Origin of the sequence: Dietzia kunjamensis (genome assembly GCF_045689975.1) — a bacterium.
In the GTDB taxonomy this organism is placed as follows: domain Bacteria; phylum Actinomycetota; class Actinomycetes; order Mycobacteriales; family Mycobacteriaceae; genus Dietzia; species Dietzia kunjamensis.
This window is the reverse complement of record NZ_CP143297.1, coordinates 715,001-720,000: the sequence shown is the minus strand read 5'-3', so window position 1 is coordinate 720,000 and position 5,000 is coordinate 715,001. Positions and strand designations below refer to the sequence as shown.

Below are 5,000 nucleotides of genomic sequence, written 5' to 3'. Positions count from 1 at the left end.
CCGCAACCGACCCTGTTTGACATGCGAGAGCTCCTCGCCCGTGGGACCGCCGTCTCGCTCGAAGCGGAGCTTATGCTCTGACCCCGACTCCCCCGCGTCGTCGACCCGGTACCGCGTGATCGATGATCCGCGCGCCAATCTGGACGCTAGCGTCGACCGTACTCGTCTCTTTCGTGCCGGCCCTGACCATGCGCGACGCGAACACGCTGATGGATCGCGGCCGACACTACTTCGACTGTTGCCACGTTCGGACTCTGAACGCCTCCGGGATTGGTGCCCTCCTCATCGACCAACCGGATAACGCCGTGGAGGTGGTTTGTCTACGGTTCCCCACGGCGCCTCTTCGTGATTGCAGACCCCCGTGCCGTCCCGCCGCTCGCGTGTCGGGCGACGCGCGAGCCGGTTGCGACACCGACGAGATCTCTGTCGATTCGGACATCGGCGTACTCGCCCGGGTGGCCGCATCCGACGACTCCTGGGAGGCCCGACTCGGGAGCCCGCGGTGATCGGTCAGCGCACTCCCCACGAGGTTCATCATTGGGACCGCGATGGCCCCACCATTCTCGGCGGTGATGGCTGGACCGCGAGATGTTCGGCATCGCGACCGGCAATTGGGCATGTCGTGATCATCGGCCACGTCGGGATCATTCATGGCCCCCCAGCCGCTGAGGCCTTCACTCGAACACGATCCGCGGTCATCGGAACCCGGGTCAACCGTCTCGTCGGCCCGGTGCCCTCAGCACCCGAGTGGAACCGCTAGCGGACAATGCCTGGGCCGACGAGCCGGTGTGCCCCGCCGGCATTGCTGCGTCCACGGCCGGGTGCCAACCGGCAGAGTGCGCGCATGCCCTCGCCGCGGCCCTCGAGCCGGGCCGAGATTCAGCCGAGCCAGCCAGCGTGAGAAGCGCCCTCGAGCCCGGCGCTTTGACCGTCCGCGGTGCTGGACTGTATCCCGGCGGCAGCCTTCGTCCGAACCTGCAACGACGGCCCGACACCGACCTCGGGGGGTTCAAAGGACTGCCTTTCGGCTCTGCCCATGAGCCCCTTTCCGCACCGCGTCACCCACCATGCCGGAGAGGACGGGATCTAAACCGAGCGCCCGCACAATTTTTGGCCGGTCGTGGCCGCCGAGTGGACCAGAGCAGCTACAGAGCCGCACGTTGAGCGTTAGGCTCTCGCCGCCTCTATCGAAGATGACCTGGTCACACCCGGTCACCCCCTGCGGTGATTTTCTACCCCCGGGCGGGGACGACACGATCGCGCTGCCGCCCGAGACCGGCTACACGGGCGCCCTCACACTCGTGGAGAAGGCGGCTGTTCGAGGTGGGTAGTGAACCGAGGACGGACGGCGACAAGATCAGCCCCGACGGCGTGTTCATCCACGATCAGGGCGCCAGCGCTCCCGTCTGACCCTGGGCCGAACAGGGAGCTCGAGCGCTGCACCCGTCCACGGACTTCCCTGCTCGACCCATCTCCGGCGGGCCGAATGAGACAGGAATGCCGGTGACCCCCGCGCAGACCTCATCGCGTGCGAACTCCGAGTCCCAGATTCTCCAGCTTCATGGCTATCCGGGCGGGGCTCGCCGATCTGGGCGCACGAGGTGAGTGTCGTCAGAGTCTTCTGGCTCGGTCAGGTGACGACTTCGACCGATAGTCACCGTCTTCAACGACGATCCCGTGCCCACAGTGACGGCCACCTCCAACGACGACGCAAGGTATCCCGGGCCATCCCTGCGTGGAAAGACTACCGACGGGCGGATCGTCGCAAGCTGAAGAGGAGAACAAGCACGAGCTGCCCGGCCTAGGTGGGAATCAAGCACGCGTCGTCGTCAAAAACCCCGATAGTGGAGGAACCCTCGAGGATGGACACGAAACTTCCGTTGGTGAGGATGCTCGCTCTTCGACCGCCCAGCCCGCTAGAGACGCACGTGCCCATCCGCCTATAGGCGAACCCGGTGAATGTTCCGGGGACGTCGGATGAGTATCCGAATTGGCGGGTGCCGTTGTCGGGTCCCGGTGGTGAGGTCGTGGGTGTGGAGCAGTTGCGGGGTTCGGCGTTGGCGCGTCGGGTGATGGGTGCCGCCGGCGGTCGGCTGGCCTGATGGCCGGGTCGGCCTGATGGCCGGGTCGGCCTGGTGCGGGCCGGCCTGGTGTGGGCCGGCCTGGTGTGGGTGAAATGACGAGAGCCCCGAGTCACCGGTGAGGGTGATTCGGGGCTCTCGTGTGAAGTTGTGTTCGGCGGTGACCTACTCTCCCACACCCTCACGAGTGCAGTACCATCGGCGCTGGCAGGCTTAGCTTCCGGGTTCGGAATGGGACCGGGCGTTTCCCTGCCGCTATGGCCGCCGTAACTCTGTGAAACAAGGCCCACGTGTTTTTGCGTGGGTGTGTTGTTTCAGATACTGCACAGTGGACGCGTTGCGATTCTTTAGGGGCTGTTTGTGTGTAAGCCCTCGGCCGATTAGTACCGGTCACCTGCACGCATTGCTGCGCTTCCAGTTCCGGCCTATCAACCCCATGGTCTGTGGGGGGCCTTAACCACGCGAAGGTGGTGAGAAACCTCATCTTGGAACAGGCTTCCCGCTTAGATGCTTTCAGCGGTTATCCCTTCCGAACGTAGCTAACCAGCGATGCTCCTGGTGGAACAACTGGCACACCAGAGGTTCGTCCGTCCCGGTCCTCTCGTACTAGGGACAGCCTTCCTCAAGTTTCTTACGCGCGCGGCGGATAGAGACCGAACTGTCTCACGACGTTCTAAACCCAGCTCGCGTGCCGCTTTAATGGGCGAACAGCCCAACCCTTGGGACCTACTCCAGCCCCAGGATGCGACGAGCCGACATCGAGGTGCCAAACCATCCCGTCGATATGGACTCTTGGGGAAGATCAGCCTGTTATCCCCGGGGTACCTTTTATCCGTTGAGCGACACCGCTTCCACTTGCCGGTGCCGGATCACTAGTCCCGACTTTCGTCCCTGCTCGACGTGTCAGTCTCACAGTCAAGCTCCCTTGTGCACTTGCACTCAACACCTGATTGCCATCCAGGCTGAGGGAACCTTTGGGCGCCTCCGTTACTCTTTAGGAGGCAACCGCCCCAGTTAAACTACCCACCAGGCACTGTCCCTAACCCAGATCATGGGCCGAGGTTAGACGTCCAATACGATCAGAGTGGTATTTCAACAACGACTCCACACACACTGGCGTGCATGCTTCACAGTCTCCCACCTATCCTACACAAACCGAATCGAACGCCAATACCAAGCTATAGTAAAGGTCCCGGGGTCTTTTCGTCCTGCCGCGCGTAACGAGCATCTTTACTCGTAGTGCAATTTCGCCGAGTCTGTGGTCGAGACAGCAGAGAAGTCGTTACGCCATTCGTGCAGGTCGGAACTTACCCGACAAGGAATTTCGCTACCTTAGGATGGTTATAGTTACCACCGCCGTTTACTGGGGCTTAAATTCTCAGCTTCGCCTTGCGGCTAACCGGTCCTCTTAACCTTCCAGCACCGGGCAGGCGTCAGTCCGTATACATCGACTTACGTCTTCGCACGGACCTGTGTTTTTAGTAAACAGTCGCTTCTCTCTGGTCTCTGCGACCACCCCCAGCTCAGATCGCAAGGATCGTCACCGGGCGTGGTCCCCCTTCTCCCGAAGTTACGGGGGCATTTTGCCGAGTTCCTTAACCACAGTTCTCTCGATCGCCTTGGTATTCTCTACCTGATCACCTGTGTCGGTTTGGGGTACGGGCCGTGTATGAACTCACTAGAGGCTTTTCTCGGCAGCATAGGATCACTGAATTCCCCACAACGGGTATGCATCAAGTCTCAGCCTTGATGTGACACGGATTTGCCTATGTCACGGCCTACACTCTTACACCAGTACAACCACTGACTGGCCCAGCTACCTTCCTGCGTCACCCCATCGCTTGGCTACTACCAGTTCAGGTCCCGCGCATCCGGTCCACGTCATCCCGAAGGATGCTCTAGGACGTTCAGGGCGGTTAGTATCACTGATTCACCATGGGCGCGCATACACGGGTACGGGAATATCAACCCGTTGTCCATCGACTACGCCTGTCGGCCTCGCCTTAGGTCCCGACTCACCCTGGGCAGATTAGCTTGACCCAGGAACCCTTGATCATTCGGCGGACGAGTTTCTCACTCGTCATTCGCTACTCATGCCTGCATTCTCACTCGTGTGGCCTCCACGCCTGGATCACTCCGGCGCTTCTATGGCCACACGACGCTCCCCTACCCATCCATACACCTGCCCGGAGGAGGTTATTGTATGAATGCCGCGGCTTCGGCGGTGTACTTGAGCCCCGCTAAATTGTCGGCGCAGGACCACTTGACCAGTGAGCTATTACGCACTCTTTCAAGGGTGGCTGCTTCTAAGCCAACCTCCTGGCTGTCTCAGCGATCCCACATCCTTTTCCACTTAGTACACGCTTAGGGGCCTTAGCCGGCGATCTGGGCTGTTTCCCTCTCGACTATGAAGCTTATCCCCCACAGTCTCACTGCCGCACTCTCACACCTCGGCATTCGGAGTTTGGCTGACGTCAGTAACCTTGTAGGGCCCATCGGCCATCCAGTAGCTCTACCTCCGAGGTGAAACATGCGACGCTGCACCTAAATGCATTTCGGGGAGAACCAGCTATCACGGAGTTTGATTGGCCTTTCACCCCTACCCACAACTCATCCCCTCAGTTTTCAACCTAAGTGGGTTCGCGCCTCCACGACGTCTTACCGTCGCTTCACACTGGCCATGGGTAGATCACTCCGCTTCGGGTCTAGAGCATGCCACTGGAAACGCCCTATTAGGACTCGCTTTCGCTACGGCTTCCCCACACGGGTTAACCTCGCGACATACCACTAACTCGCAGGCTCATTCTTCAAAAGGCACGCCATCAGCCCTAAAGCCTCTGACGGATTGTAAGCACACGGTTTCAGGTACTATTTCACTCCCCTCCCGGGGTACTTTTCACCATTCCCTCACGGTACTAA

At 60.5% G+C, this 5,000-nt stretch carries 2 rRNA genes (1 of these 2 cut by a window edge); both read right to left on the bottom strand.

Features of this window, described 5'->3' with window-relative positions:
* Positions 1–2,233 precede the first annotated feature (2,233 nt).
* Positions 2,234–2,350, bottom strand: a 5S ribosomal RNA gene (rrf, locus tag VZF99_RS03400).
* Between the two features lie 91 nt (positions 2,351–2,441).
* Positions 2,442–5,000: ribosomal RNA gene (locus tag VZF99_RS03395) — 23S ribosomal RNA — on the bottom strand; it runs 538 nt beyond the window's last position.